The following is a 1,808-nucleotide window of genomic DNA, read 5'->3' as shown; positions in this document are numbered from 1 at the left end:
GGTGGGGCGGGTACCGCCGCCGCAGGGCGCCCGTAGGTGCCGGGCGGCGCGGTCGGTGCGTACGGTGGCTCGAAGCGTGGTGGCATCGGACCCGGCCGGTCGGCACCGCTGGCGGGTTGGCCGGACGGCTGCTGCCCCGGTGGCTGGTACGGCTGGTGCGGCTGGCCGGTGTACGGCTCGTGCCCGGCAGTCATGATCGGACGCCCTCCCCTAGACGTTCGTTACACAGTCGCAGCACCGGTCAACCCCGGCGGCAACGGCAGGTGGACGGTACCTGCACCCTCGGCCTTTGTCTCCCCCGATGTCCGGCTCGGTGCGGTACCGCCCGGCCGGCCCGTGGCACCGCCTGCCTCATCCGTGGCACCGCCTGTCTGATCCGTCGTCCTCCGACCGGACGGGCGCGCCACGCCGGGGCCGACTCGCCGTACCGGCTTCACATGCCGGGTCCCGCCGCACACTAGGGTTGTCAGGTGACCGACGAACCACCCCTGCGCCGTCGGGCCGCGCAAAGCCGAGCGGGGGACGAGCCGCACCGCCTGCCGACGCCCGCGCCGGAGCCGGAGACCGTGGGGCCCGACCCAACGCCCGGCGGGCCCGTACCGCTCACCGCCCCCCGCGACGGCACGCCCACCCCGGTGGCCACCACCGAAGAGTTGGCCGAGGTCGTCGCCCGTTTCGCCACCGGCACCGGTCCGGTGGCGCTGGACGCCGAACGCGCCTCCGGCTACCGGTACAGCCAACGGGCGTACCTGGTGCAGCTCCGCCGGGCCGGCGCGGGCACCGCCCTGGTCGACCCGTTGCCGCTGGACGATCTGAGCACCCTCGACGCGGCGATCGCCGACGCGGAATGGGTGCTGCACGCGGCCAGTCAGGACCTGCCCTGCCTGGCCGAGGTGGGGCTGCGGCCCCGCCGGCTCTTCGACACGGAACTGGCCGCCCGGCTGGCCGGATTCGAGCGGGTCGGACTGGCCGCGCTGACCGAGCAGCTACTCGGCTTCACCCTGGAGAAGCACCACTCGGCAGCCGACTGGTCCACGCGTCCGCTGCCCGAGTCCTGGCTGACGTACGCCGCCCTGGACGTCGAGATGCTCACCGACCTGCGCGACGCCCTGGCCGCCGAGCTGGACCGGCAGGGCAAGCGCGAGTGGGCCGAGGAGGAGTTCGCCGCGCTGGTGCTCTGGGGTACCCGGCCACCGAAGGTGCGGGCCGAGCCGTGGCGGCGCACCTCCGGCATCCACCGGGTCCGTGGTGCGCGGGCCCAGGCCCGGGTCCGGGCGCTGTGGTACGCCCGGGACACCATCGCCGCCCGCCGGGACTCCGCTCCGGGACGGGTCCTCCCCGACGCCTCGATCGTCGCCGCCGCCGAGCTGGACCCACGGGACGAGCGGACGCTGCTCACCCTGCCGGGTTTCGGCGGCCGGTCGGTACGCCGGCTGGCGCGTACCTGGTTGGAGGCGCTGGACAACGCCCGACGGCTGCCGGACGACGAGCTGCCGGTGACGCCGACGATCGAGGGGCCGCCCCCGCCGCACCGCTGGGCGGAACGGGACCCGGTCGCGGCGGCCCGGCTGGCCCGGTGCCGGGAGGTGGTGACCCGGATCGCGGCGGAGCACCACCTGCCGCCGGAGAACCTGATCGCGCCGGACTCGGTGCGCCGGCTCGCCTGGGTACCGCCGGAGGAGATCACCCCGCAGACCGTCACCGAGGTGCTCCGTGGGTACGGGGCGCGCAACTGGCAGCTCGGTCTGCTCGGCACGGAACTGGCTGCCGCCCTGCCGGATCCCGCACCCACCCCCTGACCCCTGACC

The 1,808-nt window shown here is 75.4% G+C and carries 1 protein-coding gene and 1 pseudogene; one reads left to right on the top strand and one right to left on the bottom strand.

Annotated elements, in window-relative coordinates:
- Positions 1 to 194 (bottom strand): annotated as a pseudogene (locus GSF22_RS33300) (hypothetical protein); the annotation flags it as partial.
- A 276-nt stretch (positions 195 to 470) separates the two neighbouring features.
- Between GSF22_RS33300 and GSF22_RS33295 the strand changes: the two are divergent.
- Positions 471 to 1,799, top strand: coding sequence for a ribonuclease D (locus tag GSF22_RS33295; protein ID WP_208817877.1), 1,329 nt, complete (start codon positions 471 to 473; stop codon positions 1,797 to 1,799).
- Positions 1,800 to 1,808 lie beyond the last annotated feature (9 nt).

Source organism: Micromonospora echinofusca (genome assembly GCF_017614955.1).
GTDB classification, from domain to species: domain Bacteria; phylum Actinomycetota; class Actinomycetes; order Mycobacteriales; family Micromonosporaceae; genus Micromonospora; species Micromonospora echinofusca_A.
Note: the sequence above shows the minus strand (reverse complement) of the source record. Positions and strands in the feature narration are given on the sequence as shown.